At 30.5% G+C, this 26,911-nt stretch carries 27 protein-coding genes and 1 riboswitch; of the genes, 18 read left to right on the top strand and 9 right to left on the bottom strand.

Annotated elements, in window-relative coordinates; translation table 11 throughout:
• Positions 1-13: 13 nt before the first annotated feature.
• The 3 genes from BSD9I1_RS12990 to BSD9I1_RS12980 all read right to left on the bottom strand — a co-directional run bounded on the left by BSD9I1_RS12990 (position 14) and on the right by BSD9I1_RS12980 (position 2,798).
• On the bottom strand, positions 14-766 hold the full coding sequence (locus BSD9I1_RS12990) for an ABC transporter permease (RefSeq protein ID WP_035309217.1): 753 nt from the start codon (positions 764-766) through the stop codon (positions 14-16).
• The gene (locus BSD9I1_RS12985) at positions 753-1,478 is read right to left on the bottom strand and encodes an ABC transporter ATP-binding protein (protein ID WP_035309216.1); all 726 of its coding nucleotides are present in this window, start codon (positions 1,476-1,478) and stop codon (positions 753-755) included. The genes BSD9I1_RS12990 and BSD9I1_RS12985 overlap by 14 nt, the downstream gene beginning before the upstream one ends.
• An 84-nt stretch (positions 1,479-1,562) precedes the next feature.
• Positions 1,563-2,798, bottom strand: coding sequence for a hypothetical protein (locus BSD9I1_RS12980; protein ID WP_035309215.1), 1,236 nt, complete (start codon positions 2,796-2,798; stop codon positions 1,563-1,565).
• Positions 2,799-3,073: 275 nt separating this feature from the next.
• On the opposite strand from BSD9I1_RS12980, the gene BSD9I1_RS12975 reads away from it, so the two are divergent.
• Positions 3,074-3,970, top strand: a complete 897-nt coding sequence (locus BSD9I1_RS12975; protein WP_186430665.1) for a DMT family transporter — start codon at positions 3,074-3,076, stop codon at positions 3,968-3,970.
• Between the two features lie 65 nt (positions 3,971-4,035).
• Here the strand turns inward: BSD9I1_RS12975 and yfcE are convergent, their stop codons facing one another.
• Positions 4,036-4,581, bottom strand: a complete 546-nt coding sequence (gene yfcE / locus BSD9I1_RS12970; protein ID WP_186430664.1) for a phosphodiesterase — start codon at positions 4,579-4,581, stop codon at positions 4,036-4,038.
• Between the two features lie 166 nt (positions 4,582-4,747).
• Between yfcE and BSD9I1_RS12965 the strand changes: the two genes are divergently transcribed.
• Positions 4,748-5,734 carry a biotin--[acetyl-CoA-carboxylase] ligase gene (locus BSD9I1_RS12965; RefSeq protein WP_186430663.1) on the top strand — a complete coding sequence of 329 codons (987 nt, stop codon included), beginning with the start codon at positions 4,748-4,750 and terminating at the stop codon, positions 5,732-5,734.
• A 40-nt stretch (positions 5,735-5,774) separates the two neighbouring features.
• Here BSD9I1_RS12965 and BSD9I1_RS12960 read toward each other — a convergent pair whose 3' ends face one another.
• A complete protein-coding gene (locus BSD9I1_RS12960) occupies positions 5,775-6,335 on the bottom strand; it encodes a biotin transporter BioY (protein WP_035309211.1) in 561 nt (186 codons plus the stop codon).
• Between the two features lie 190 nt (positions 6,336-6,525).
• Between BSD9I1_RS12960 and BSD9I1_RS12955 the strand changes: the two genes are divergently transcribed.
• The gene (locus BSD9I1_RS12955; RefSeq protein WP_186430662.1) at positions 6,526-7,899 is read left to right on the top strand and encodes a hypothetical protein; all 1,374 of its coding nucleotides are present in this window, start codon (positions 6,526-6,528) and stop codon (positions 7,897-7,899) included.
• An 82-nt stretch (positions 7,900-7,981) separates the two neighbouring features.
• Positions 7,982-8,473, top strand: coding sequence for a DsrE/DsrF/DrsH-like family protein (locus BSD9I1_RS12950; RefSeq protein WP_035309209.1), 492 nt, complete (start codon positions 7,982-7,984; stop codon positions 8,471-8,473).
• A 156-nt stretch (positions 8,474-8,629) separates the two neighbouring features.
• On the opposite strand, the gene hutG is transcribed toward BSD9I1_RS12950, so the two are convergent.
• On the bottom strand, positions 8,630-9,643 hold the full coding sequence (hutG, locus tag BSD9I1_RS12945; protein ID WP_186430661.1) for a formimidoylglutamase: 1,014 nt from the start codon (positions 9,641-9,643) through the stop codon (positions 8,630-8,632).
• Positions 9,644-9,841: 198 nt separating this feature from the next.
• Here hutG and BSD9I1_RS12940 point away from each other — a divergent pair, with 198 nt between their 5' ends.
• From BSD9I1_RS12940 to BSD9I1_RS12890, 11 genes are all read left to right on the top strand, one after another.
• Positions 9,842-10,657 (top strand): hypothetical protein, encoded by an 816-nt coding sequence (locus tag BSD9I1_RS12940; protein ID WP_186430660.1) that lies wholly within the window; start codon positions 9,842-9,844, stop codon positions 10,655-10,657.
• Between the two features lie 118 nt (positions 10,658-10,775).
• On the top strand, positions 10,776-10,976 hold the full coding sequence (locus BSD9I1_RS12935; protein WP_035309204.1) for an asparagine synthase: 201 nt from the start codon (positions 10,776-10,778) through the stop codon (positions 10,974-10,976).
• 239 nt (positions 10,977-11,215) lie between these two features.
• Positions 11,216-11,587 (top strand): RidA family protein, encoded by a 372-nt coding sequence (locus BSD9I1_RS12930; RefSeq protein WP_186430659.1) that lies wholly within the window; start codon positions 11,216-11,218, stop codon positions 11,585-11,587.
• Positions 11,588-11,717: 130 nt separating this feature from the next.
• Entirely contained in the window at positions 11,718-12,743 is a 1,026-nt protein-coding gene (gene mnmH, locus BSD9I1_RS12925) for a tRNA 2-selenouridine(34) synthase MnmH (RefSeq protein ID WP_186430658.1), read from the top strand.
• 59 nt (positions 12,744-12,802) lie between these two features.
• Positions 12,803-12,917, top strand: a riboswitch (FMN riboswitch).
• Between the two features lie 242 nt (positions 12,918-13,159).
• Complete coding sequence (gene ribD, locus BSD9I1_RS12920) at positions 13,160-14,245, top strand: bifunctional diaminohydroxyphosphoribosylaminopyrimidine deaminase/5-amino-6-(5-phosphoribosylamino)uracil reductase RibD (protein WP_186430657.1); 1,086 nt, start codon at positions 13,160-13,162, stop codon at positions 14,243-14,245.
• A gap of 38 nt (positions 14,246-14,283) precedes the next feature.
• Positions 14,284-14,937 carry a riboflavin synthase gene (gene ribE, locus BSD9I1_RS12915; protein ID WP_186430656.1) on the top strand — a complete coding sequence of 218 codons (654 nt, stop codon included), beginning with the start codon at positions 14,284-14,286 and terminating at the stop codon, positions 14,935-14,937.
• A 14-nt stretch (positions 14,938-14,951) separates the two neighbouring features.
• Complete coding sequence (locus BSD9I1_RS12910) at positions 14,952-16,154, top strand: bifunctional 3,4-dihydroxy-2-butanone-4-phosphate synthase/GTP cyclohydrolase II (protein ID WP_186430655.1); 1,203 nt, start codon at positions 14,952-14,954, stop codon at positions 16,152-16,154.
• Between the two features lie 163 nt (positions 16,155-16,317).
• Complete coding sequence (ribE, locus tag BSD9I1_RS12905) at positions 16,318-16,782, top strand: 6,7-dimethyl-8-ribityllumazine synthase (RefSeq protein ID WP_186430654.1); 465 nt, start codon at positions 16,318-16,320, stop codon at positions 16,780-16,782.
• Positions 16,783-16,958: 176 nt separating this feature from the next.
• Positions 16,959-18,515, top strand: a complete 1,557-nt coding sequence (locus BSD9I1_RS12900; protein WP_186430653.1) for an ABC-F family ATP-binding cassette domain-containing protein — start codon at positions 16,959-16,961, stop codon at positions 18,513-18,515.
• Positions 18,516-18,835: 320 nt separating this feature from the next.
• Positions 18,836-19,564, top strand: coding sequence for a DUF421 domain-containing protein (locus BSD9I1_RS12895; protein WP_186430652.1), 729 nt, complete (start codon positions 18,836-18,838; stop codon positions 19,562-19,564).
• A gap of 73 nt (positions 19,565-19,637) precedes the next feature.
• Entirely contained in the window at positions 19,638-20,366 is a 729-nt protein-coding gene (locus BSD9I1_RS12890; protein WP_186430651.1) for a DUF421 domain-containing protein, read from the top strand.
• 702 nt (positions 20,367-21,068) lie between these two features.
• Here the strand turns inward: BSD9I1_RS12890 and BSD9I1_RS12885 are convergent.
• Complete coding sequence (locus BSD9I1_RS12885) at positions 21,069-21,698, bottom strand: bifunctional 2-polyprenyl-6-hydroxyphenol methylase/3-demethylubiquinol 3-O-methyltransferase UbiG (protein WP_186430650.1); 630 nt, start codon at positions 21,696-21,698, stop codon at positions 21,069-21,071.
• Positions 21,699-21,881: 183 nt separating this feature from the next.
• Positions 21,882-22,295: an Rrf2 family transcriptional regulator gene (locus BSD9I1_RS12880; RefSeq protein WP_186430649.1), complete on the bottom strand. Its 414-nt coding sequence runs from the start codon at positions 22,293-22,295 to the stop codon at positions 21,882-21,884.
• A 240-nt stretch (positions 22,296-22,535) separates the two neighbouring features.
• Between BSD9I1_RS12880 and truA the strand changes: the two genes are divergently transcribed.
• Entirely contained in the window at positions 22,536-23,285 is a 750-nt protein-coding gene (gene truA / locus BSD9I1_RS12875) for a tRNA pseudouridine(38-40) synthase TruA (protein WP_035309178.1), read from the top strand.
• A gap of 41 nt (positions 23,286-23,326) precedes the next feature.
• Here the strand turns inward: truA and BSD9I1_RS12870 are convergent, their stop codons facing one another.
• Positions 23,327-24,466, bottom strand: coding sequence for a S1C family serine protease (locus BSD9I1_RS12870; protein WP_186430648.1), 1,140 nt, complete (start codon positions 24,464-24,466; stop codon positions 23,327-23,329).
• A gap of 191 nt (positions 24,467-24,657) precedes the next feature.
• On the opposite strand from BSD9I1_RS12870, the gene BSD9I1_RS12865 reads away from it, so the two are divergent.
• Positions 24,658-25,347, top strand: coding sequence for a response regulator transcription factor (locus BSD9I1_RS12865; RefSeq protein WP_186430647.1), 690 nt, complete (start codon positions 24,658-24,660; stop codon positions 25,345-25,347).
• Between the two features lie 38 nt (positions 25,348-25,385).
• A complete protein-coding gene (locus BSD9I1_RS12860; RefSeq protein ID WP_186430646.1) occupies positions 25,386-26,858 on the top strand; it encodes a HAMP domain-containing sensor histidine kinase in 1,473 nt (490 codons plus the stop codon).
• The last annotated feature ends 53 nt before the right edge of the window (positions 26,859-26,911 follow it).

Here is a 26,911-nt window from a genome sequence, read left to right as displayed (position 1 = left end):
GAATGTTATTTGCCTAGAAATCCTTTTTATCAAATAAATAATAGGCACCTGTAAATAATAGTATAGCATAACTAAACATCATCATAAACTGTCGAAGAATTTTTAAAAAGGAAATGTCATTCATAATCCATAGTTTGTACCAATCCATCATACTTGTAAAAAACAAAGCAGAATAGCTTGAAAAAACAATTCCTAAGGCTTTGAAAACTATAAAAATAAGGATAGAGATAAAAAATACACTTATTCCGCTTTTAAGTATATTTGTAAAAAGTATAATTACTAATGACAATACTATCATTGGAAACAATGTGACTAAATAAGAAACAAGTATTTTAACAATTCCTTGCATGGTAAATGAACTAGAATTAAAAATCATACCAGTTATAGTTGAAAAAATCATTACAAACATAAGATTAACTAGTACAAATATTATTACAGCAGTGAGTTTTGCAGAAAAAAACTTTAATCTTGTAATTGGCCTTGTAAGTGCAATCTTCATAGTGTTTTGAGCAAATTCTCCAGAAAAGCTATCTATAGTTACAAGTGCTGTAAATAGAGGGAGAATTGTATTAACAACAACAGAAAGCACAAGTAGAGGGAAGTCAACCCCGGAAGTTCCGCGAACTCCAAAACCGCTCCTAAGACCAATGATAGAAAATTGGCCAAATATAATGAAAATAAGTGACATTATAGCTGCCACTAAAACTTTTTTCTTTTTATATAGTTTTTCAAGTTCATTTATTAAAGCTGCTTTAAATCCTACCATTTCGTTCTACCTCACTAATAAAATAATTTTCAAGGGAAGCATAGTTATTCAATATATTTTTTGTTGTATCTACATTAAGCATTTTCCCGTTATATAAAACTCCAATACGGGTACAGGTAAGTTCTACATCATGGATGAGATGACTTGATATAAAGAATGTAGTATTTTCTTTTTCTGCAAGATCTTTTATAATGTTCCTCATATCAATCATGCCTTCTACGTCAAGACCATTTAAAGGTTCATCTAGTATAACTACCTCAGGCCTTGATAAAATTGCAGCAGCAATTCCAAGTCTTTGTTTCATTCCAAGAGAGAATTTTCTTGGCTTTTCATTTTTGTATCTTAAAAGACCAGTAAGCTCTAAAACTTCTTCGATTCTTTTAGAATCAACATCTTTATAATATCTTGAAAATTGTTTTAAGTTTTCAAAAGCTGTTAAAAAGGGATATGATTCAGCAGTTTCTATAATACAGCCAACCTTTGCTATAGCTGCCTCAAAATCATTTAAGATACTATGACCTAAAATTTTAACATCACCACTATCAGGCTTTATGAGGCCGGCCATGATTTTCATGGCAGTGGTTTTACCAGCACCATTTGGTCCTAAAAATCCAAAAATATCACCCTTATATATATCAAGATTAATGTCAGTTATACCTCGTCCATTTTTATATACTTTGGAAAGGTCTTGAATTTCTATAACTTTGTCCATTTAAATCCCTCCAAAACTTATTATAATAAAGCTTTAAAAATAACCTGTCGGTATAGTAATACCGACAAGTTATTATAGATATTATTAATTAAATACTCTGCTGTACTCACTGTCAGATAAAATGTTTGTTCTTACACGTTCATTTATATTAAAGTATATATTTGCTGAATATGGATTTACAGATATATCACCTTTTATAGTATTATCAGAAGCAGTAAAAGGTCCATAAGTGCCATTATTTTTTTCGAATTTTGCGCTAAATTCAAAGTCTTTCTTATCAGAGGCATAGTTTTCATAACCCTTTAAATATTCTTCATGATATCTTCCGCTAATACTAGTTTCAGTTGCATTAGTAATATCAACAAATTTTTCACCTATTTTTTCAAACTTATTATTTTTTTCTATTATAATATCAGTTTTATATTGTCCAACATATATTTCTGGGTTAGTTAGCTTGTTATAATCTCTTTCTGTATTTTTTTCTACAGTCTTGCCAGAAAGATCAGGCTTTTTAACAACAGTTGAGTTTACATTTGTTACTTTTCCTAATAATTCTAAAGTTATAACATGTTCTTTTCCGCTATCGTCCTTACCAGAAAGTACACCAGTTCCAAGTATGCTTTGGATTAATCCATCTTTATTTACTACCATTTTACCGGATATTTCTTTAACAAAGATATCCTTTGTGATTTTTGGCATATTATCTTGGTTATTATTTCTATTGCCAAATTCATTTTTAGATTGTAGGGATACTACAGCATTAACTAGTGCTGGTATTTGTGATTCTTTTAAAGATCCAGATAATACCTTACTTCCATCTGTATTTTCAGTAACAATAACAGAATCTTTTAAATTACCTACAAGAGCATCTGCTATTTTTTCAACATCGCTAGCTTCTTTTTCTTTAAATGGATTTTTAAAAGAATTTACTTCACGAGGACTTGTATACTCACTTACATAATATACATTTTGGTCACTGTTTTTATTTATATAACCATTTTTGTCAGCGTAGTAATAATTATCTCTTTTAACTTTACCATCAATATTTGTTGATACGTTTTCCATAGCTTGTTTTGAAACATCATATTTATTAAGTGAGGTTTCAGATGAAATAACAGTACCATTATCCTTTAGTGCAAAAGACATGTCTAAAGTATAACTTGAAACATCTGAGGTAAGACTTTCAGCTGTGTATTTCATAGAATCCTTTAATTGATCATATCCACTTTTAGACATTACTTCTGCCATAGCTGTAGAAGCAAACATTACAGTTCCTAGAGCAAAGCTTAAAAACATTGCTGTTTTTTTCTTTAATTTCATTTTTAATAACATCTCCTTTAGGTTTGTTTTCATGAAGGTCCTTCATAAGTTTATTTTAAAATGTATATCTCTATTTTTCATAAACTAATTATAAACAAAATATAAACTTTTTCATATGAAAATTAAGAAACAATATATATTATTTATAGAAAGAGTGTTAAATATCTTTAAGTGAATAAGAATGTTGTTATATTTTAAATATAATTAAGAAATAGTTATGGTATAATATAACTTAGTAAAATTAGGAAAGAATATGGTTTGGTGGAGGGGATTTTATGTTACAGTCACATTTTGGCGAATTTGCAGCATTACTAACAGCAATGTTTTGGACTGTTACAGCGCTGGCATTTGAGTCAGCAGGTAAAAAAGTTGGATCATTATCTGTAAATCTTATAAGACTTTTGATAGGTTTTGTGTTAATAAGCATATATACGCTCATAACTAGAGGTTTATTTTTACCTATAGATGCCACTGGAAGTACATGGCTATGGCTATTAATCTCAGGAATTATAGGATTTGTTTTAGGAGATTTATTTTTGTTTCAAGCTTATGTTGAAGTGGGCTCGAGAATTGCGATGCTTGTAATGGCAACTTCACCTCCAATTACTGCAATAATAAGCTATATAGTTTTTGGTGAGAGATTAAGTAAAATAAGTATTATAGGAATGGCAATTACAATAATAGGGATTGCAATAGTAGTTTTTAAGAAGGATTCAGATGAGAATAAGGTTGAATTTGCTCATCCTGCAAAGGGACTAGCTTTTGCGTTTTTGGGATCTTTAGGGCAAGCGTGTGGCGTTATATTAAGTAAAGTAGGAATGGGGAATTATAATCCTTTTGCAGCTACGCAAATACGTATAATTGCTGGAATTTTTGGATTTACTATATTGATTACTGTAATGAAGAAGTGGGGAAATTTAAGTATAGCTTTTAAAGATGCCTATGCCTTAAAAAGAATCTCTCTTGGAGCGATTTTTGGGCCATTTTTAGGAGTGTCATTTTCATTGCTAGCAATTCAGCATACTACAGCTGGAGTAGCTGCAACAATTACATCCATAACTCCTGTTTTAATCATTCCGCCTGCAATTAGAATATTGAAGGAAAAGGTTACTTCAAGGGAAATAGTTGGATCACTAATTACCATTGTAGGGGTAGGGGTACTGTTTTTATAAGGATATTCTACTTCCCAAATATGTAATGGTGACGAGGATAATACATATTTGGGAACAATTGAAGACTATTTTAGTTCGATTTCCTTATAAATGTCGCCATCTAAAGTTTTAATTTTAAATATGTGGTCTTCAAGCACACCATAAGAATTAGGTGTGTTTTCTTTTGGAAAGGTTATGGAACCAGGGTTTAATATAAATATATCCTTATGTTTTTCAGCTAAAGGTACATGGGTGTGACCATAAATTAATACATCACCTGTACTTAAATTAGGCAAATTATCACTATTATAAATATGACCATGAGTTAAGAATAGTCTTTTATCATTATAAAGAATTATGGAATAATCACTAAGCATTGGATATTCTAAAACCATCTGGTCAACTTCACTATCACAATTTCCACGAACCGCAATAATTTTATCTTTGTAAGAATTTAACAGTTCAGTTGCTGCTTTTGGGTTATATTCCTTTGGAAGTGGATTTCTTGCTCCATGATATAACTCATCACCTAATATAATTATATAGTTTGGATCTTCGTTTTGGCATAATTGAAGAACTTCATTTAAATAGTATAAAGAACCATGAATATCAGAGATAAATAGTAATTTCATAAAGATAACTCCTTCTTTATTGAATTATTGGATTGTATTTAATATATCACAACAATTTATAGTATAAATTAATATTATATCAAATAAAAGATTGACTTAGATTTAATGATATGTACTTTTTCTAAATGAAAATGTTATAATGATGAAAAGATAAGGAGGCGGCACATTGAAAGAAGAAATAATCAGATTACTAAAGAAAAATGAAAATGAATTTATATCTGGAGAGGATATTAGCAGTACTTTGGGGATTTCAAGAGCTGCTGTATGGAAATATATGAAGGCAATAAAGGAAGATGGATATAATATAGAGTCCGTATCTAGAAAAGGATATAAGTTAATTTCATCTCCAGACTTGCTTACTTTTGAAGAAATAAGTCCTTATTTAAATACAAGCTATATAGGTAAACAAATAGTTTACTTTAACTCAATAGATTCTACTAATAACGAAGCTAAAAAGTTAGCAAGTAGTGGATGCTCAGAAGGAATAGTAATAATAAGCGAAGAACAAACTATGGGTAGGGGAAGGCTTGGACGTAATTGGGTTTCTCCAAAATTTAAGGGAATATGGATGTCTATAGTATTAAGACCTGATATTGACCCAATGAATGTAGCAAAAATTACTCAAGTTGGAGCTGCGGCGGTGCTAAAGTCTATAAAAGAGCAGGGGATAAATGCATACATAAAATGGCCTAATGACATAGTATTAAATAATAAGAAGGTTTGCGGAATACTAACTGAAATGAGTGGGGAAATAAATAATGTAAATTATGTGGTTATGGGAATAGGCATAAATGTAAATATTGATAAAGAGGATTTCCCAGAAGAAATTGAGGAAATTGCAACCTCATTAAAAATTGAAGAAGGTAAGAGTATTGAGAGAAAAGCCTTGGTTGCAAGTATTTTAAATAACTTAGAAGAATTATATAAAGAATTTATAAAAAACGAAGATATAAAAACTTCTATAGATATTTGCAGAGAAAATTCAATATTAATTGGGAAGTCAGTCAGAATAATTAATAGAAATGATGAAATTCAAGCACAAGCATTGGATTTAAGTGATGATGGAAAGCTTATTGTAAAATATCAGGATGGAAGTATTCATGAAGTAATATCAGGAGAAGTTTCTGTAAGAGGGCTTTATGGATATGTATAAAATCAGGGAGGTATTCCCTGATTTTTTTATATTTATATCTTTAAGAATTAGCTAATCCATAACGTTTTATAACAGGTATAATTCTAACTCCAAGAAATGCAGTAAATATACATTTAATCAAATCACCTGGAAGAAATATCAAAAATCCAGTCTTTAATGCAGAAGGAATAGTTATAGTAACTGAGGATACATATTTTAATATAATGTATAAATAAGGAACTCCAATAATGTAAACAATAATTATTCCTGAAATACAGGCAGTTAAAAGTTTTAAAAAGCTTGGCCTATTTTGTGATTCGGATAGTTTACCTATAATATAAGCTGCAATAATATATCCTATTAAATATCCAAAAGTAGGCTGAAAAATATAAGATAAACCACCTGGCTTTGTAAATACAGGAAGACCTAATAATCCTAGTGTTACATATACAATTTGGGATAATGCACCTAATCTAGAGCCAAGTAGTATTCCTGCAAGTGCTGTAAATAAAAATTGAAGATTAATGGGTGCAGGTTCTAGAGGGATTTTTATAAATGTTCCAATAGCAGTTAAAGATGTAAATAAGGAAACAAGAATCATATCTCGTGTAGTAATTTTCATTAAAAAACCTCCTAAATTTATTGTAAACCTAATATTTAAATAAAGTTTACAATAATAACACTTTGTTGTCAATGCAATTAAAACAAAACATTCGATGAAATAATATTCCCTAATTAGAATAATATTTGAGATTTAAACAAAACATAGTTTTATATATTGTATTTTCAATATAAGAAGGCAGGAGAAAACTATGATTACATTAGGATTGATACACTATGTATATTTAGCAATAATTATTTTAGTTATTGGAATTATATTTTTTAAAAAGGATGTTGTAATACCATGTATATTAGGGATAGGTATAATTGGATTAATAAAAACTTCGAATGTTTTGGAGGCAGTGCAAATTATTTATAGGGCCATATTAGTATCTGGCAGAGAGTTTATAGAAATTGTGCTTATAATTTCTATGGTAAATGCTATGTCAAAGTCTTTAAGCGATATAGGTGCAGATGAACTTATTGTAAATCCATTAAGAAAATTTATGATAAACAAGGTAGTAGCTTTTTTTGTTTTAGGTCTCACTGTAACTATAACCTCTTGGTTTATATGGCCAACTCCTGCAACCGTATTTATTGGCGCAATAATGGTGCCTGCTGCTGTAAAAGCAGGTCTTCCAAAAATTTGGGCAGCAGTTGCTTTATCTTTATTTGGCAAGGGAATAGCGCTATCTAGTGATTTTTTTATTCAGGGTGCACCTGCAATAACTGCTAAGACTGCAGGGATAAATGATACATTTATAATAGTAAGGCAAAGTATACCCTTTTGGATTACGATGAGTGTTTTTACTGTAGGAACTGCATTTTTTATTATGAAAAGAGAAACAAATAAAGTTGATGATTATAATGAGGAACAGCATATTCAAGAGGTGGTGATTGATAAAGATCCGCCACTGCATAATCCAAAGCTCATAGCAATATCTACCCCTATAGTATTTTTAATAGATGTAATTTTTATATACATGTTTAAGTTAAAGGGTCAAGGTGCAACAGCTTTAATAGGAGGAACTGCTATTTTAATTTTAATATTTACATCTATTTTAAATTTTGGAGTAGTAAAGTCCTTAGGCGAAGTAACAAGATACATAAAGGACGGTTTTGTGTTTGGTATAAAAGTTTTTGCTCCAGTAATAGTTATAGGTGCTTTTTTCTTTTTAGGAAGTGAGAATACGGCAAAGGAGATTTTGGGTAATAATGCTACAGGGCTTTTAACAGATATGGCAATGTATATATCCAGTAAAATAACACTATCTAGTTTTTCAGTGATTTCAATTCAAGGGTTTGTAGCTGTTATACTTGGAGTAAGCGGTTCTGCCTTTGGAGGACTTCCTCTTATGGGAACATTGGCACATGCTTTTAATACAGCAATAGGAACTGATACATCAAAGGTAGCAGCCTTTGGGCAAGTACTTTCAATTTGGATAGGAGGAACTGCTATACCATGGAGTGTTGTATCGGTTGCAGCAATTTGTGATGTTAAACCCTTTGATTTAGCTAGAAAAAATATGATTCCAGTAATAGTAGGAATTATGACTACAGTAATTGCAGCATTTATATTGATTTAATTAATAAGTTAGTTAGTGTTATTAAGAAAAATATAAAAATTTAAGTACTTAATAAATACTATAAATGTAGGAGGTAAGTAATTTGGATAATAACGTAGACAATAAGAAATTAAGCTTAGTTCTTTTTAGTGGCGATTATGATAAAGCTTTGGCTGCTCTTACTATTGCAAATGCAGCAAGTGATATTGGAGTAGATGTGAGTATATTTTGTGCCTTTTGGGGACTATTTTTAGTAAGAGATCCTGAAAGAATGACTTTAGAAGATAAAACAGCCTATGAAAAGATGTTTGATTCTGTAACGCCTGTAGGACCTGAGCAGCTTCCACTATCAAAAATGAATATGGCTGGAGTTGGAAAGGCAATGCTTCAAAAGATGATGGAAGATACAGAAACACCTACTTTAACAAAATTTTTAAATGGAGCAATAAAAAAGGGAGTTAAATTCTACGGATGTAAAATGTCTGTAGAAGTGATGGGGTTTAAGGAAGAAGAGTTTATTGAAGGATTTACAATCATAACAGCTCAAGATTATATGAGAGATGCATTGAATTCTAACATACAGTTATTCATATAAAAAGGATATTGCGACGTTTTTAATGTTGAACACAAGCAGTGAATTTGCATTGTAGAAAGCATTGAGCAAGCAATTAAAAGCTCTTTTCCGTAGCGAACGCCTTCCTAAATGCAAATTCACTGCAGGCGGTTCAACATTAAAAATGTCGTGCTATTTCTATAGTGATAAATTACATATATGAGCCATTGTATTTATTACTGAAAAAATGATTACTGCAGCTAAATTTGCTGTGGTGTTGTCCAAATCAAATCTTGGAGAAACCTCAGCAATATCAAAGCTCACAACTTTATTGGATTTTAAAATATATTTAATAAACTTTATTACTTTTTCAGGATCAAGTCCCAGCGGTTGAGATGCACTAACTCCTGGTGCAAATGCTGAAGAAAATACATCTGAACATATAGTTATGTAAATATGATCTCTAAGTTTTATAAACTCATCTAATCTTTCAAATACATTCCAATCGTCACTATTTAAAATATCCTTTGCTAAAATATAATCCACTCCTAATTTGTCAGCAGTTTTAAACAAATCTACAGTATTACTGTGTTTTTGAATTCCAAGACACATGTAGGAATATTCTAAGCTTTTTTCTTCACAAATATCAGCTATTTGTCTAAACATAGAACCTGAATGACTACCATTTGGATAAGGTCTAATATCAAAATGAGCATCAAAATTTATTATACCAATATTAGGTTTAGGATTATTTTTAGATAAATTACCTAAAATACCACTATAATGTCCCCAAGCTGTCTCGTGTCCTCCACCTAAGACTATGGGAAATAAGTTTAAGCTTAAAATCTTGTCTACTGCTTTTGAAAGTAAGTCTTGACTTTCTTCTAAAGAAATGTTTTCGCAAAGTATGTCTCCAGCATCAAAAAGTTTGACTTCTTGTGTAAAGCAACAAGGAAGATGTGCAAGCTCCTTTCTAATACTTTCGGGACCTTTAGAAGCACCAGTTCTACCTTTATTTCTATTAATTCCTTCATCACAACAAAATCCAATGAAGGCAAAACCTAATTGTCCATCGAAAGGAATTAAATGCTCATTCTTTAAATCTATTAATTCAACCCATTGATGCCATCTAAATGCATCAAAATTTGTATCACTATCAATTCTTCCTTGCCAAACTGATTTATCTGCAATTTTATAGTTTGTACTAAACATCTTTTGCCAACCCCCCATGTGTTATATAAATATATAATATCATCTTTTTTATATTCATTTCCACCAGTATTGTATTAAAAATTAAAAAAATAATTTTTAATCTGAGGATTACTATAAAGCACCAGAAATATCAAGCGACTATTTATAACAAAGGCATATATATAAGTAGCTTACAAATTATACAAAGGGGGGAATTAAATGAAAAAATTTATCTTAATAGTATTAGCAGTAAGTATAATTTTGAGCTTTTTAGGGTGCTCCAATTCTACTTCAAAAGTAAATATAAATATGAATTATTTATCAACAGCAAACATAAAAAATAATACTGCAGAAGAAGCTACATTTACATTAATTGATGCTTTAGTATCAGGAAATGAAAAGGTTTTAAGCGTAATAAATCATAATAAAGACATATTTAGTACCAAAGTTCTTTTAGATATTAGTGAAAAATATTTTAAGGGAAAAGATAATGATGATTTTGCTTATGATTTTACTCATGTAAATGAAAATAATATTATTTATGTAGAGGTTGATACAAATAATAGTAATGAAGCTAAGTATGTAGCATTAAAGATGAGGGATGAAAATGGAAAGTATTATTTCGACAGCTTTGTACCTAGTAATTATGAACTTATAGACAAGGAAAGTAGAAATAATATACTTTCTAATTATATATTAATTAACGATATTGGTGTGAAAAATAGTACTATGAAAGAACTTGCAGAAACCTTTACGAAGGCATTAAGTAGAGGTGACAAGGATACAATAAAAAAAATAAGTAGCTCCAAGATAAAAGATAATTTAGATGAAATTATAACGGAAGAAGGCTATAAAAATACGAAACAATATGAAAATAAGCCTTTTGAAGTGAGAGTATCTGATGGGTTTATTTCGGCTACTATAGATTATGGGAATAATGTTATATATGATATATTGATTGTAAAAGAAGGAGAAAAATATTATTTTGATGGATTTTTTGAAGAAGAAGGTGGAAAAGCACAAAAGGACAAATAAAGTAGTTACCATAGAATTACTCTTTTCTTCTATTTTTATTAAGGATAAATAAGTTTATAGGTGGAATAATAATTATGTTCTTTAAATAAAAATTAGGATAAAAGAGGAGGAATGAGTTATGCGTGAGGGAATGATACCTACAGTTTTAGGTGCAGCAGTAACTGGAGCAGGTGCTACAATGGTTAAGAAAAAAGCAGCTACAGCAATTGGCGCTGGTATTTTAGGATTTGGACTCGCACATATAGTTTTAGGCTCAATAGAAATGGTTCAGCATAGAGATGACAAAATGGAACATGTAAAAAGATTTGGATTATGGTAATGAAATCTATAAAATAAACTAACTTTTTAATATTACAAGGTGGTGTTGTAAAATGTTGAAATTTAATTTCAATACTTTATGACATCACCTTTGCTAATTTATGGTAAATAATGGTTTCAATACAAATTAGCACATCTCAGTTTGCTAAGATGTTTCAGTATTTAACTTATAATTCTCATAATATAAAATATATTTCATATTTATTAAGTAAGGTCAATTAATATATTGGGGGATTAAAAGTGAAAAAGAAAATTGAAACTTCATTAGCACCTAAGCCAGTTGGTCCATATTCACAAGGCTTGATAGTTGGAAACACTATATATGTATCTGGACAAGTAGGAGTAGATGTTATAACAGGAAAGGCTCCTAAGGGCATTGAAGAACAAACAAGGCAAGTTTTAAAAAATATACAAGCTATCTTAAAATGCGGTGGTGCAACTATGGATGATGTGGTTAAAGTTACGGTACATTTGTCAAATTTAAAATACTTCGAAAAGTTTAATAAGATTTATGCTGAATTTTTCAAAGAGCCGTATCCTGTAAGAACAACAATAGGCAGTCAATTATTAGATAAGTTTTTAGTTGAGATAGATGTAATTGCTGAGATTTAAGCATTTTCTAGACAATTAGTAAATTTGGTATGTTTTATTTATTTGTGATATTATAAAGTATATATGGATTAAATTTTATATATGTGGCAAGTATTTTAATAAATATAAACTAATTGTTGGGATGATGAAAATGTTAAGATCATTAGAATATGAAGAAGTACTTAAAGAAAATAAAAAGCCAATGGTTTTTGTGGATGTACGTAGTCCTAAGGAATTTAAAGAAGCTACTATACCAGGAGCTGTAAATATACCATTATTCACTGATGAAGAAAGAGAAGAAATAGGGACAATTTATGTGAAAGATTCGCAAGATAAGGCAAAGAAGCGTGGAATAGAAATTGTTTCAAAAAAGTTACCCCAAATGTATGAGAGTTATAAGACAATTGATGATGAAAAGAAAAAGACAGCTATATTTTGTGCTAGAGGCGGTATGAGAAGCTCATCTATAGCATCATTGTTTACTGCACTGGGAATGGATATTGTTAAAGTTACAAAGGGATATAAAGGTTATAGAGAATATATAAATCATAGCCTTCCTAGGTTATTTGAAGAAATTAAATTTGTTGTGTTATATGGAAATACAGGTACAGGTAAGACTCATTTGTTGAGTAAATTAAGGGAAATGGGCTATGATACTTTAGATTTAGAAGCAGCAGCAAATCATAGAGGATCATTACTTGGATCAGTAGGGCTAGGCTCAGGAAATTCTCAGAAGATGTTTGAATCCTTAGTATTTGAAGAGCTATCAAAGAGAAAGACAAACTTAGTGTTTACTGAAGGAGAAAGCAAAAGAATAGATAAGATAGTTATGCCAGAGTATATGTTTAATGCGATCGAAAATGGAACACAAATTAATGTTACAGCTCCTTTAGAATATCGTATAAAAAATATAAAAAATGATTATCTAATAAATGAAAGCAGTAAATATGAGATAATAGAAGCTTTAAAAAATATGAATAAATATATATCTGCATCTAGAATAGAAAAGTTTACAGGTAAGATTTTAAAGGATGAATATGATGAGGTAATTAGCGAATTAATGATTACTTATTATGATCCTATGTACAACTTTAAAGATAGAAATTTCTATTGTGAAGTGAGCAATACTAACTTAGAGGAATGTTGTGTCACCATATTAGATAAGGTGAAGATATAAATAATTTAGTATTGACATATATAATGTGCTGGTTTACAATAAACTTGTAAAACTTAATAAATTATCTTCAGGGCAGGGTGTGAATCCCTACCGGCGGTAAAGCCCGCGAGCCGTAAGGCATGATTCGGTGAAATTCCGAGGCCGACAGTAAAGTCTGGATGAAAGAAGATAGGCAGGTTGTACTATAAAAGGTATAATTTTTATAGTATAAATTAATTTAGTGTCTACCAGCTCTGAAACTTATGTTTCAGAGCTTTTGTTTGTTAGATATAAATTAATAAATTTATTTGATTATTAGCCCTGAGTGAAAGCTTGGGGTTTTTTGTTTTTAATAAAATAAAAGACTTTAGGAAATGATGCATAAATAACATGAGGAAATCAAAAAATTATATAGACTATGCAGAGAAGGTGATATTGTGAATGAAAAATACATGAAGCTTGCTCTTGAACTTGCTAAAAAAGGTGAGGGAAGAGTAAATCCCAATCCTCTAGTTGGGGCAATTATAGTAAAGGACAACAAAATAATTGGTGAAGGATATCATGAATATTATGGTGGTCCTCATGCAGAGATAAATGCATTTTCAAGCGCGAAGGAAAATGTTGAGGGAAGTACCATGTATGTGACATTAGAACCATGTTGTCACTATGGGAAAACTCCTCCTTGTGTAAATGCAATAATCAAAAATAATATAAAAAAAGTTATAGTAGGAATGCTTGATCCTAACCCAAGGGTTGCAGGAAAAGGCGTAGAAATTCTAAGAGAGCATGGTATTGAGGTAATAACAGGAGTTTTAGAGGAAGAATGCAAAAATTCAAATGAGATATTTATAAAATATATAGGAACTAAAAGTCCTTTTGTAATCATGAAATATGCTATGACACTGGATGGTAAAATAGCAGCTTTTACTGGAGATTCTAAATGGATAACAGGAGAGGCGGCAAGAGAAGAAGTACATAAATTAAGAAATAAAGTTTCAGGAATTATGGTGGGAATAGGTACGGTACTTCAAGATAACCCAAGCCTTACTTGTAGAATCCAGGGCGGTATAAGTCCAAAGAGAATAATTGTAGATAGTAATTTAAGAATACCTTTAAATTCAAATGTATTAAACATAAAGGACGAAACTTTAACTATAATTGCAACTACTAAAAAAGCTTCAGAGGAGAAGATACAGCTTTTAAAAGCTAAGGGAGCAGAAGTTTTAATAGTTGAAGATATGGATGGCAGAGTAAATTTACAAGCCATGATAAAAAAACTTGGAGAAATGGGTATAGATAGCATACTTTTAGAGGGAGGCAGCACATTGAATTATTCAGCAATAGAGCAGGGAATAGTTGATAAAGTTCAGGCTTATATAGCCCCTAAGATTATTGGAGGGGAAAGTGCCAAAACCCCAATTGGTGGAGAAGGAAAAGCATTAATGAGAGAAAGTATAATCCTTGAAAATATCATATTTAAAACCTTTGATGAAGATATTTTAATTGAAGGATACGTGAAATAAATATTACACAAAGGGGACTAGGAGTTAGGAGGGTAAGTATGTTTACTGGATTAGTTGAGGAAATAGGGATAATACAGGATATTCAAAGAGGAACAAAATCAGCTAGGCTTACTATAAAAGCTAGTAAGATATTAGAAGAAGTACAACTTGGTGATAGCATAAGTACCAATGGTGTTTGTTTAACTGTTACTGAGTACTCATCATCATCATTTACAGTGGACGTTATGGCTGAAACTTTAAGAAGCAGCAGTCTTGGAAGTCTAAAAAGAGGAAGCTATGTAAACTTAGAAAGAGCATTAAAAGCTAATGGAAGATTTGGGGGACACATAGTAAGCGGCCACATAGATGGGACGGGAATTATTGAGAATTTTGAGAAAGAGGATAATGCATTTTGGATTACCATTAAGGCAAACGAGGACATATTAAGGTATATAGTTCATAAAGGCTCGATTGCAATAGATGGAGTTAGCTTAACTGTGGCCTATGTGGATGAAGGAGTATTTAAAGTGTCCATAATTCCACATACTGGAGAAGAAACTATACTTTTGAAAAAATCACCAGGAGATATAGTTAACTTAGAATGTGACATGTTAGGAAAATATGTAGAAAAGCTACTAGGCATAAGGGCCAAAGAGGAAAAAAATAAAAAATCATCCATAACCTTAGAGTTTCTAAGGGAAAATGGATTTTAAGGAGGATTTAAAGAATGTATAAATTTAATAGTATAGAAGAAGCGATAGAGGATATTAGAGAGGGAAAAATCATAATAGTTATAGATGATGAAGATCGTGAAAATGAAGGTGATCTTCTTATGGCAGCAGAAAAGGTCACGGGAGAGGCTATAAACTTTATGGCTAAATACGGTAGAGGACTTATATGTATGCCAATGGAAGAAGAAAGATTAAATGAATTAAACATACACCCAATGGTTAAAAATAATACAGATAATCACGAAACAGCCTTTACAGTTTCAATAGATGCAATGGAAACTACTACAGGAATTTCAGCTTATGAAAGAGCTTTAACTATAGAGAAAACTCTAGATCCTAAAGCTAAAGCATCAGACTTCAGAAGACCTGGACACATCTTTCCATTAGCTTCTAGACAAGGCGGAGTATTAAAAAGAACAGGGCATACTGAAGCAGCAGTGGACCTTGCAAAACTTGCAGGGCTGAAAGGAGCAGGAGTTATTTGTGAAATAATGAATGAAGATGGAACCATGGCAAGAACTCCTGAGCTTATGGAATTTGCAAAGACACATAATCTAAAGATAATTACTATTGCAGATTTAATTGCTTATAGAAGACATAGTGAAAAGCTTATAGAAAGAGTAGTAAAAACTAAAATGCCAACCAAGTATGGTGACTTTGAGATATATGGATATATAAATAAATTAAATGGAGAACATCATGTAGCTCTAGTTAAAGGAGATATAAGTGGAGAGAAACCTGTACTTGTCAGGGTTCACTCAGAGTGCTTGACAGGGGATGCACTAGGCTCTAAAAGATGTGATTGTGGAGAGCAGTACGCATCAGCTATGAAAAAAATAGCTGAAGAAGGAAGAGGAATTCTTTTATACATGAGGCAAGAAGGTCGTGGAATAGGACTTATAAACAAGTTAAAGGCCTATGCACTTCAAGACCAAGGAATGGATACCGTAGAGGCTAATATAGCTTTAGGATTCCCAGCAGATATGAGAGATTACGGAATAGGTGCACAGATACTTTCTGATTTAGGAGTAACTAAGATAAATCTTATGACAAATAATCCTAAGAAACTTTCAGGGCTTTCAGGATATGGTATTGAAGTATTAGAAAGAGTACCTATCCAAATGAATCATAATGAAAGAAATGAATTTTACTTAAGAACCAAGAAAGAAAAGATGGGTCATATGCTTAATAATCTCTAATCACTAGTTCCTAGTCACTAAATTTTTTTAATAATTAGGTAGCATATATTTAGATATTAGACATTAGGCATTAAAGATATTAGCTGAAACTTAAAGTTGCAGCAAATTGTAACATAAAATAAAAACTAAAATAAAATATAACGGAAAGTTGGAGGATGAAAAAATGAGAACATATGAAGGAAATTTAATTGCTAAAGGATTAAAATTTGGTATAGTTGTAGGAAGATTTAATGAATTTATAGGATCTAAACTTTTAGGAGGAGCTATAGATGCGCTTAAAAGACATGGAGCAGAAGAAAATGAAATAGAAATTGCTTGGGTACCAGGAGCTTTTGAAATTCCACTTGCTGCAAATAAGATGGCAAAGTCAAAAAAATATGATGCGGTAATATGTCTAGGAGCAGTTATTAGAGGAAATACACCACATTTTGATTATGTTTCTTCTGAAGTTACTAAGGGGATAGCGCATGTAGGATTAAATACAGAGCTTCCAGTTATATTTGGAGTATTAACTACAGACTCAATTGAGCAAGCAATTGAAAGAGCAGGCACTAAAGCAGGAAATAAGGGCTATGATGCAGCAGTAACTGCAATTGAAATGGCTAATCTTTTAAGAGAAATAGAATAGACTAGGGTAAAGTAAATAACTAAACACTGATAAATATAGAAAGATTGTAAATGTGTAAATTACATTTGCAATCTTTCCTTATTTTGTAGTTGCTTCAGCATTATTTTCTTCTTGACATCAAATACTCTGCCCATTAGACTAAATATGATGAATTTTTTACAGTAAAGGAGCAAATTATGAGTATATTAACAGTTAAAAATATAAACCATGGTTTTGGTGATAGAGCTATATTTGAAGATGTGTCTTTTAGATTATTAAAAGGGGAGCATGTTGGACTAATTGGTGCTAATGGAGAAGGTAAATCAACTTTTATGAATATAGTAACAAATAAGCTTATGCCAGATGAAGGCAAGGTTATTTGGTCAAATAATGTTAGAGTTGGATATATGGATCAGCATGCAGCATTAACTAAAGGTCAAAATATTAGAGATGCTCTAAGAGACGCTTTTAGTTACCTATTTGATTTAGAAAAGGAAATGAATTCTTTATATGAAAAAATGGGTGAGGTGGAACCGGAAGAATTAGAAAAAATGCTTGAGAGAACAGCATTAATTCAAGATTTATTAGATAATAATGGATTTTATACAATAGATGCTAAAGTAGAGGAAGTTGCAAAGGGGTTAGGACTTTTAGATTTAGGATTAGATAGAGATGTAGAAGATTTATCAGGGGGACAAAGAACAAAGATACTGCTTGGAAAGCTGTTACTTCAAAATCCAGATATTCTGCTTCTAGATGAGCCTACTAATTACCTAGATGAAGAGCATGTAGAATGGCTTAAGAAATATTTAAATAAATATGAAAATGCATTTATATTGATATCTCATGATATACCATTTTTAAATTCAGTAGTTAACTTAATATATCATGTAGAGGAAAGAAAGCTTACAAGATATGTAGGAGACTATGATGAATTTATGAGATTATATGAAGCAAATAAAAAGAGACTGGAAGCAGCTTTTGAAAAACAACAAAAGGAAATTGAAAGACTTGAAGATTTCGTTGCAAGAAATAAGGCAAATGTTGCCACTGCGAATATGGCTAAATCAAGACAAAAGAAATTAGATAAGATGGAAGTTATAGAGCTAGTAAAAGAAAAACCAAAGCCAGAATTTAATTTTAAAACCGCAAGAACTTCAGGAAAGATGATATTTGAAACTAAGGATTTAGTAATAGGGTATGACAGTCCTTTAACTAAACCATTAAATCTTTATATGGAAAGAGGCCAGAAGATAGCATTAGTTGGAGCTAATGGTCTTGGTAAATCAACACTACTCAAGAGTCTTTTAGGAAAAGTTAAGCCACTATCTGGTGAAGTAGAGCTTGGAGATTATCAACATATTGGATACTTTGAACAAGAAGATAGATCAGGAAACACAAATACTTGTATAGAAGAGGTATGGAATGAGTTCCCAAGTAAAACTCAATATGAAATAAGAGCAGCTCTAGCAAAGTGTGGATTAACAACTAAGCAATTAGAATCAAAGATAATGGTTCTATCTGGAGGAGAAGCTGCAAAGGTTAGATTATGTAAGATATTAAATACTGAAACTAACATTTTAATTCTAGACGAACCTACTAACCACTTAGATGTAGATGCAAAGGATGAATTAAAGAGAGCCTTAAAAGAATACAGAGGATCAATTTTACTAGTATCTCACGAACCAGAATTTTATAGAGATATAGTGACAGAAATATGGAACTGTGAGGATTGGACAACTAAAATAGTGTAAGAAGTATAATGTAATAGTTGATATTAGAGGGGTAGAAGGAAATCTACCTCCTTTATTGTTATAAAATAGATATTTTATTTTAAGAAGGCTGCTAAGGTACCTTAACAAGTATGGCATACATAGTTCATTTAGAACAGATACTAGCTACTTTTGTTGTCAGTAAAGTTTATAGACCTATAAATGTTAGAGAATTATGAAAAGAGAACATTATAGTATGATAAATATATATATTTAGTATAAATAAGAAACTCTTGAAAGTTTCTTATGATAATTGGGAATATTAATGTCAGAGAGTATATAGTTAAGGGAGATGTTTTTATATGCATTTAATGAAAGAACTTTTAATAGTTAGCGGCAGAATTATAAGTATTTTGCCTTTAATGCTAATTATAACCTTATACATGGGAAAACGTTCTATAGGTGAACTTCCAGTTTTTGATTTTTTAGTAATAATCACTTTAGGAGCAGTAGTAGGAGCAGATATAGCAGATCCTGAAATACCTCATATCCATACTGCAGTGGCAATTGTGCTAATTGGATTTTTGCAGCGATTAGTTTCAAGACTAATAATTAAACATAGAAAATTAGGTCATATTATTACATTTGAGCCTACCATAGTTGTTCAGAATGGTAAGTTTATTCCACACAATCTTAAAAGATTACGTTATTCTATAGATAATATTCTTCAAATGCTGAGAGAACAAGGAGTGTTTGATGTAAAGGATATAAAGATTGGTATTGTTGAAGCTAGCGGTAAGCTATCTATATTAAAGCAAGATAACAAAGCCTTAATTACAATAGAAGACTTGAATATATCAAAAAAGAGTTCTTCACTATCTTATCCTGTAGTAATCGATGGTGAGGTATACAAGAATGTATTGGTAAAACTTGGCCTTTCTGATATCTGGTTGCAAAAGGAATTAAATAACCTTAATATTGGAAGTACAGATGAAGTATTTTTTGCGTCTGTTAACACAGAAAAAGAACTTCATGTTTCACTAAAGAACGATGTAGCTAATAAAGACAGTATTTTTCCATTATACAACTAGTATTTAATTTAGTACATCACAATAGTTAGTTTAGTTATAATATTAAAGTGAAAGTAAGAAAGGAAAAAGACTTATGGAAATGGTTAAAGAGTTTGCTATTCTTTTTGGAAGAATTATTACTATTTTTCCGCTTATGCTTGCAATAACACTATATATGGGAAAACGCTCTATCGGAGAACTTCCTGTATTTGATTTCTTAGTTATAGTAATATTAGGCGCAGTTGTTGGAGCAGATATAGCAGACCCCAATATTAAACACGTACATACTGCTGTTGCCATTGTTTTAATGGGGATTTTTCAGAAGGTTATATCTAGGCTAAAAATAAAATATAGAAGGTTTGGACATATAATTACATTTGAACCTACGATTGTTATACAAGATGGTAAGTTTTTAGTATCAAACCTCACGAAGATACGGTATTCAATAGATAATATTCTTCAAATGCTGAGAGAAAAAGAAGTGTTCGATATAAGTGAGGTGTACTTAGGAATTGTAGAAGCTAATGGCAATATTTCAATACTTAAAAAACCCAATAAAGCTGAAGTAACTATTGAGGATATGAATTTAAATAAAAAAGAGTCTTCTTTATCCTATCCAATAATAGTTGATGGAATATTATATAATGATACTTTAATAAAGCTTAATTTATCAGAGAATTGGTTAAGAGAACACTTGGCTAACCTTAGTATAAATAGCGTAGAAGAGGTCTTTTTTGCTTCAATAAATATGGAAAAAGAACTGCACGTTTCTCCCAAAAAATATATCGAAGATAATAACCCAATAATACCTTTATATAACTAGATGTTTTTAAATGGAGTTTCTTTTAGTACTTATACAATTAACTCAAATATAAATCAATATTCTATTCGAGGATAAAAAGGTTATAGGATAGTCAAGAAACAGTTATTTTGGCTATTTTATAACCTAAAGTCGTTTTTGGTATTACATATAAATTAGTGTACTCTTTAATTTTATAAAATATAAAAATAATATACATAAAAATATATAATATCGTTCGACATTGCATTCCATATATTTACATATAATGTAAAAATTGATATAATATTAGTGTGGTAAATTACATAAATAAAATCGTTTCATGTAAAATAACAGCAAAGAGTTTACATATAAGAAAGAATGAAAAAATAAAAAAGGCACATCCATTAAGGTATGCCCCCAGTATACTTCCCAAGTATATTGGAGCATTCCTCGAAAGGATTATCAATGTTTATCAAGGAGGAGATTCAATGAGTATTAAAATTCTAGAAAAATACTTACAAGTATGCAGACAATATGGACTAGAACCAAATTGGAAAGATTTAAAAAAATTCAAAGATATTTGCTAATAATATAGACGATGAAAGATGAAATATTTATTAGAATGTGGAAACTAGAGAACATCAACAGATATTGTACAAAATCTATTTGCGTTTTGGATATTATATTGTAACAATATCTGCTCTTTTTATGTCAAAACAATAAATATTTGAAGTTAACGTACCTTTAGTGTTCTTTTTTACATTTTATAATTGTAAATTTCAATGGAGGCTTATTTTTCATATTCTTACTAGGTTCGTCGATTTCTGAAGATTCCACTAATCCATATTTACCAAATTCCTGCTTTACTGAATCAGAATCATAAAAGAAAATTTTTACACCGTCCATTATCTCAAATCGATCTTTACTAAGTTGTTTACCTTTTCCAAACATTGGTGCTTTCTTGGAAATTGCAGTGAAAATCATATATCCATTTGGCTTTAGCTGATTATAACAATCCTTAATTAATTTTTCTCTTTCATTAATATCCAATAAGTGAATAAGTGCATAGCAAAATATACCGTCATAAAGTTTGTCATCAAAAGGCATATCAGTTACTGAACCATGATAGATTTTACTGTCAAGCCCATTCTGTTTTCCTAAATCAATGGCTGTTTGGGATATCTCAATACCTGTTACATTAATTCCGTTGTCAATAAAGATCTTTGCATTTCTGCCGTATCCAATACCTGGAATCAATATATCCTTAACTTTTTTCTCCAAAAAAAGGTCCTTTGCCAAGATTGCAGAGTCTGCAGGCTCCAGTCCCCACATCATTTGCTTTTCTATAAAACTTGCTTCCCAAAATTCTCCCATATATACCTCTCCTTTATGTTTTATTTTATGGCTCGCTAGAATATTGTTAACGTTAGTTTTGAGAATATACACTGTTTCCTTAAAAGAACTAATCAAAATCTTTAGATTACATGTATTACAGATATTTAATATCTATAATTAAGGCGTTGAAAGCTATATAATATAGCTTAATAGGTGGAAGAATTATTCCTTATCTATTTCATAATTTGATGAATTTTTAACTACTTCATAGAGCTTTTTATTCTGCAGATATGTCTCCATCATAGTTTCTGCTTCTGCCATTACTGTGTTAATACAACACTTACCTTCTTCTTCTATGCCACAATTAAATAATGCCCCAGTGCCCTCGGTTGCTCTGATTACATCCATAAATGAAATTTCTTCTTTCTTTCTATTCAAAATATAACCGCCGTTTACACCTGGAGTTGATTGAATTAAACCAGCCTTTACTAACTGCGTTAAAATCTTAGAAAGATAAGTAGGAGATATATTGAAGTGATTTGCTAGCGGCTGTAAACTCAAGTTATCATTTTTATCATATCTAATCATATATGCAATTATATGTAATGCGTAGTTTGTAGCTTTTGTATATTTCAAAGTAAAACCTCCTTAACAGATATTAAAGACTTTATTTATCTATAATTATAAGAATAATAATTACTATTGTCAACTATTTAAAAAGAGAAAGTTAGTAATAAAAGCTGCATGGGTAAAAATTAACAGGTGGCTTTTAGATTCATCTAATAGTATACTTTAGCTATGAAAGAAAAAGATATTTTGCATTGACACAGAATAGTAGATATAATAATGTTGCGAAAAGCGAAAAAGGAGATTAGTATGAGAAATATAAAAATGATAATTCAGTATGATGGAACAAGATATAATGGGTGGCAGAAGCAAAATCAAAAGGATAGCACTGCTAAAACCATACAAGGAAAGATAGAAAATGTTTTAAGTAAGATGACAGGAGAGGAGATAAATGTTATCGGTTGTGGAAGAACTGACTCAGGAGTTCACGCGGAAAACTATATAGCTAATTTTTTTACTGATTGTATGCTTCCAACATATGAAATGGAGAAATATTTAGAGGAATATTTGCCCAAAGATATTGTAATAAAGGAACTAAAGATTGCAAAAGATAGATTCCATGCAAGATACAATGTTAAATCAAAAACCTATGTTTATAAAATTGATAACAATAGATATAATAATGTATTTACTAGAGATTTTACAAATCATATACCTAATGAGTTAGATATAGAAAATATGAAGAAAGCAGCGGAGTACCTAATAGGAACTCATGATTTTAAAAGCTTTACGAGTTTAAAAGCTAAGCATAATAAATCAACCCTTAGAACAATAAATTACATAAATATAAATAAGAATGATGGATTAATAGAAATAGAAGTAAACGCAAACAGTTTTTTATTAAATATGGTAAGAATTATAGCTGGAACACTTATAGAAGTTGGTGAAGGAAAACTTATGGCAGAGGATGTAGAAACTATATTAATGGAAAAAAGTAGGGAAAAAGCAGGCCAGAAAGCATCAGCTAAAGGACTAACATTAAAAGAAGTTCAATACTAATTTAAAAAGTTGGCTAAGTGCCAACTTTTTTATTTTAATACTTACTCACTTAAAGTGAGGTTTGCCGTTATATTTTTTTTATTTCTCAAAATTTCAACTGTAATTACATCACCAGCTTTATGAGTTGCCTTTATAGAATTTATTTCTTCTATAGATGTGACGGGTTTTCCATCAAATTTAGTAATTAAATCATTTACTGTAATACCTGCTTTAGAAGCAGGGCTCTCAGGATATACTTCTTTAACATAAACTCCTGTAGGAATGCCCTCACTTTTAGAAATTTCATTCGTTATACCTATGGCGCCAATACCTATTCTAAGTACTGGTTTAGTTAAGGCTGTAAGCCTTTGTTTTACTGTATTTATAGGTATGGAAAAGCCTATTCCTTCTACACCTTGTTCAGTGATTTTTGCAGTATTTATTCCAATAACTTGACCTAAAGTATTTATAAGGGGTCCGCCACTGTTGCCAGGATTTATAGCAGCATCTGTTTGGAGAAAGTTTTGAGTTCTTCCTTTTTCAACTTCAACACCGCGATTTGTAGCACTAATTATTCCACGAGTTACAGTACCTATAAATTCCTTGCCTAAAGGATTACCTATGGCAACGACACTTTCTCCAACCTGTACTTTATCCGAATCTCCAAGCTCAACAACTCCAGGAACTTTTATATTTCCATCTACTTTTACCACAGCTATATCTTGAACTGAATCGTAATTGATTATTTTGGCGTTTACTGCTTTACTATCATTAAATATAATTCTTACTTCTTGAGCACCTGAAATTACATGATAATTTGTAAGTATATAGCCCTCATTATTTATTATAAATCCTGAGCCTATACCTTCTTGAACTCCAAAATCTCGGCCCCACTGACGTACGATGCTTTTTGTAGAAACACTAACCACTGCGGGGCTTACTTTTTTAACTACCTCAGGAATAGATAGGGCTTCCTTTGGTTCAGCAAAGTTTGGTGGATTAGTAGAGGAAGATTGAGGCTGCTGAGCGCTCATATTATTATCATTATTTTTATTGTTAGAAAGTAAATTAGGTGAGCATGAAAAAGTAAAAAATGCTAAAGAGCTTATAACGAGTGCCAGTGAAAGTAAAAATATAAATTTTCTTCTTCTTTTTTTATGTGTTTTATTAAAATGATTATCACTAAAATACAAATCAGCCATAATTAAACCCTCCAAAGGTATATTAACATAAATGTATTTTTTACTTTTTATGTGGTAAATATACCAATAAAAATCATCTTATTATATTAGCATCGTTATTTTATGGAATCATATATCTATGTTTACAACTTGGCAATAAATAATTGATAATATAGAAAGTGATATTTAATATAGGATAAGAGGTAGAGAAATTGAGAGAAAAGATACTTGTTGTAGAAGATGAAGAAGCAATAAGAGACATATTGACCCATTATTTGAAGAAGGAAGGGTACGAAGTTTTTGAAGCAGAGTGTGGAGAAATGGCACTTGAATTAATAAATGATAAAAGAATGGATTTAGTTTTACTAGATTTAATGCTTCCAGATATAAGTGGGTATGATGTGTGCAGGAGCATATCAAGTAAACATAAAATTCCTATAATAATGCTGACTGCTAAAAATGATATAGTTGATAAAATACTAGGGCTGGAACTTGGAGCAGATGATTATATTACAAAACCCTTTGATATAAGAGAAGTGCTAGTTAGAATAAAAGTTGCATTGAGGCGAATGGAAGATTTTATCAAAATAAAAAACAGGGGTGAGGAAACCATTAAACTTCCATATGATATAGAGATTTTTATAAATAGCAGAGAAGTTTATAAAGATTGCAATCCTATAAAATTAAAACCTAAGGAATTTCAATTACTTTTGATACTTGCAGAAAATAGAAAAGTAGTATTTACACGTAACAAGCTTTTAGAAAAGGTATGGGGATTTGATTTTGAGGGGGAAAGTAGAACTGTGGACGTACATATTCAAAGAATTAGAAAAAAGCTTGGTATTGAAAAGGGAGATGCTTTAATAGAAACAGTTTTTGGATTAGGATATAAAATGCTTTAGTAAAGGTTAATAGAATATGAAATAAAGGAGATAGCCTAATGAAGTTTTCTATAAAGTATAAATTTTTAATTGGACTTTTAATAATATTTTGTATAAGTTTTACTTTATTAAGTTTCTTTTTAAATAAAGCATCCTTTAAAAATAATGAAAAAGTTATAGCAGCGGAGCTTTATGATAAACAAAGAGATATATATTTTTATCTTACAAGTTATATTAAGCTAAATAAATTAGATGTAAAGGGAGATAATATAAAGATACAAGCTCAAAGCATGGCACTACAGGTATCCTCTAAATTGGAAAGCAGAGTAAGCATATATGATTCTAAAGGAGAGTTTTTATTTGATACGGAATATGGAGAGGAAAAGTCAAATGATGCATATACAGAGGAAGTAGATAAGCTTATTAAAACTGCTAAAAAAAATAAGTCCTTGTACGGTATTATAAAGGATGAGGATAAGTATAAAGCTGTGTTTGTTGGAAGCCTATATTTAGATAATAAGTTTATAGGGATAATAAGCTTTTCAAAGGATTACACTAATCTTTTTAATTGGAGCAGGGAGCTTCTAAACAATATAAAACTATTTATGATAGTAGTTTTTATAGTAACTTTTTTACTTTCAATTGTTCTTGCAAGTAGCATAATAAATCCAATAAAAAAATTAAGTGAAAGAACAAAGGAAATAGCTTTAGGGAATTATTCACCAATTCACATAAATACAACAGATGAAGTAGGAGAACTTTCTCAAAATTTTAACTTCATGCAAGATAAAATAAAACAGCAAATAAAAACAATAGAAAAGGATAGGGACAATTTATTAAAGCTACAAAAGCATAGAAAGTACTTTTTTGATAATGCAACTCATGAAATGAAAACTCCTCTAACAATAATAAGCGGATATACACAAATGCTTATGGATGAGGGAAGAGAAGATGAGAAAATATTTAAGAAAACAACCATGCGAATAAAGAAGGAAGCAGATAATATGCACAGTATGGTAGTAGAACTTTTAGATATGTCTAAAATTCAATCTAGTATTTTCTATGATGAAAATATAAATTTATCAGTTCTTATGGGTAGTGTATGTGAAGATATGAAACTAAAGGCATCTAAGTATGATATTAAAATTGAAAGTAACTTAGAAAGAGATATATACGTTTATGGGAGTACTGATGAAATTAGAAGAATGATAATAAATATTTTAGACAATTCCATAAAATATGGTGCATTAAAATCATGTGTACAAGTATTACTTACTAAAGCTAACAATCAAGCTTTAGTAACTATAAAAGACAGGGGTAAAGGAATACCTAAAGAAGAGTTGAATAAAATATTTCAGCCTTTTTATAGAGCAAATAAAAATATGCCAAGAAATAGAGAAGGAAATGGATTGGGACTTGCCATAGTTAAAGATATAGTGGATAAACATCATGGAACTATAGATATTAGTAGCAAATTAAACGAAGGAACTGAAGTTATTATAAAAATTCCTCTGAAATGTAGTAAGGTTTAGTATTTGTTTACAACTTAACAATAACTAGGAAACGGTTTGGAAAAAAGAAGTAT

The organism is Clostridium sp. BSD9I1, assembly GCF_900185645.1.
Lineage (GTDB): Bacteria > Bacillota > Clostridia > Clostridiales > Clostridiaceae > Clostridium_AK.
This window is presented reverse-complemented; position numbering and strand designations above follow the sequence as displayed.

Bases quoted from the DNA above. Each gene is read 5' to 3' on its own strand.
- BSD9I1_RS12990 (WP_035309217.1), bottom strand. From the start codon at position 766: ATGGTAGGATTTAAAGCAGCTTTAATAAATGAACTTGAAAAACTATAT.
- BSD9I1_RS12985 (WP_035309216.1), bottom strand. From the start codon at position 1,478: ATGGACAAAGTTATAGAAATTCAAGACCTTTCCAAAGTATATAAAAAT.
- BSD9I1_RS12980 (WP_035309215.1), bottom strand. From the start codon at position 2,798: ATGAAATTAAAGAAAAAAACAGCAATGTTTTTAAGCTTTGCTCTAGGA.
- BSD9I1_RS12975 (WP_186430665.1), top strand. From the start codon at position 3,074: ATGTTACAGTCACATTTTGGCGAATTTGCAGCATTACTAACAGCAATG.
- yfcE (WP_186430664.1), bottom strand. From the start codon at position 4,581: ATGAAATTACTATTTATCTCTGATATTCATGGTTCTTTATACTATTTA.
- BSD9I1_RS12960 (WP_035309211.1), bottom strand. From the start codon at position 6,335: ATGAAAATTACTACACGAGATATGATTCTTGTTTCCTTATTTACATCT.
- BSD9I1_RS12955 (WP_186430662.1), top strand. From the start codon at position 6,526: ATGATTACATTAGGATTGATACACTATGTATATTTAGCAATAATTATT.
- hutG (WP_186430661.1), bottom strand. From the start codon at position 9,643: ATGTTTAGTACAAACTATAAAATTGCAGATAAATCAGTTTGGCAAGGA.
- BSD9I1_RS12940 (WP_186430660.1), top strand. From the start codon at position 9,842: ATGAAAAAATTTATCTTAATAGTATTAGCAGTAAGTATAATTTTGAGC.
- BSD9I1_RS12935 (WP_035309204.1), top strand. From the start codon at position 10,776: ATGCGTGAGGGAATGATACCTACAGTTTTAGGTGCAGCAGTAACTGGA.
- mnmH (WP_186430658.1), top strand. From the start codon at position 11,718: ATGTTAAGATCATTAGAATATGAAGAAGTACTTAAAGAAAATAAAAAG.
- ribE (WP_186430656.1), top strand. From the start codon at position 14,284: ATGTTTACTGGATTAGTTGAGGAAATAGGGATAATACAGGATATTCAA.
- BSD9I1_RS12910 (WP_186430655.1), top strand. From the start codon at position 14,952: ATGTATAAATTTAATAGTATAGAAGAAGCGATAGAGGATATTAGAGAG.
- ribE (WP_186430654.1), top strand. From the start codon at position 16,318: ATGAGAACATATGAAGGAAATTTAATTGCTAAAGGATTAAAATTTGGT.
- BSD9I1_RS12900 (WP_186430653.1), top strand. From the start codon at position 16,959: ATGAGTATATTAACAGTTAAAAATATAAACCATGGTTTTGGTGATAGA.
- BSD9I1_RS12895 (WP_186430652.1), top strand. From the start codon at position 18,836: ATGCATTTAATGAAAGAACTTTTAATAGTTAGCGGCAGAATTATAAGT.
- BSD9I1_RS12890 (WP_186430651.1), top strand. From the start codon at position 19,638: ATGGAAATGGTTAAAGAGTTTGCTATTCTTTTTGGAAGAATTATTACT.
- BSD9I1_RS12885 (WP_186430650.1), bottom strand. From the start codon at position 21,698: ATGGGAGAATTTTGGGAAGCAAGTTTTATAGAAAAGCAAATGATGTGG.
- truA (WP_035309178.1), top strand. From the start codon at position 22,536: ATGAGAAATATAAAAATGATAATTCAGTATGATGGAACAAGATATAAT.
- BSD9I1_RS12870 (WP_186430648.1), bottom strand. From the start codon at position 24,466: ATGGCTGATTTGTATTTTAGTGATAATCATTTTAATAAAACACATAAA.
- BSD9I1_RS12860 (WP_186430646.1), top strand. From the start codon at position 25,386: ATGAAGTTTTCTATAAAGTATAAATTTTTAATTGGACTTTTAATAATA.